This is a genomic window from Streptococcus bouchesdurhonensis (genome assembly GCF_948472335.1).
On the sequence record NZ_CAOKTW010000042.1, the window covers coordinates 1 to 812 of the forward strand.

Here is an 812-nt window from a genome sequence, read left to right on the forward strand (position 1 = left end):
ACGATTTTAGCGTTTGGAAAAAGCTTTTTAGCCAAGTCATAGTAAGGGCTAAACATATCCATAGTAATGATTTTCACTCGACATCGGACGACTCTATCATATTTAAGAAAGTAATTTCGAATAATAGCTTGTGTTCTTCCCTCGAGAACAGTGATGATATTGAGCTTTTCAAAATCTTGTGCAATGAAACTCATTTTTCCCTTTGTAAAGGAGTACTCATCCCAAGACATAATCTCAGGCAGACGAGAAAAATCAGACTTAAAACGGAAGTCATTGAGCTTGCGAATGACAGTTGAAGTTGAGATGGCCAGCTGATGGGCAATATCGGTCATAGAAGTTTTTTCAATCAGCTTCTGAGCAATTTTTTGGTTGATGATACGAGGGATTTGATGATTTTTCTTTACTAGAGGAGTCTCAGCAACCATCATTTTTGAACACTGATAGCACTTAAAACGACGTTTTCTAAGTAGAATTCTAGTAGCCATACCAGTCGTTTCTATGTAAGGGATCTTAGACGGTTTTTGAAAGTCATATTTCTTCATTTGCCTTCCACAATCAGGGCAAGATGGGGCCTCATAGTCCAGTTTAGCGATGATTTCTTTGTGGGTATTCCTATTGATGACATCCATAAATTGGATATTAGGGTCTTTAATGTCTAGTAGTTTTGTGATAAAATGTAATTGTTCCATAGGATTCTTTCTAATGATGGTTTGGTCGCTTTTCATTATAGATCTTATGGGACTTTTTTTCTACAATAAAAACGGCTCCATAATATCTATAGGGGATTTACCCACTACAAATATTATAGAGCC

Annotated in this window: 1 protein-coding gene; it reads right to left on the minus strand. The window is 36.3% G+C overall.

The features are described 5' to 3' along the window. Positions 1-689 (minus strand): transposase (locus QMQ21_RS19235; RefSeq protein ID WP_261814988.1); only part of this gene is annotated, 689 nt, incomplete at its 3' end. Positions 690-812 lie beyond the last annotated feature (123 nt).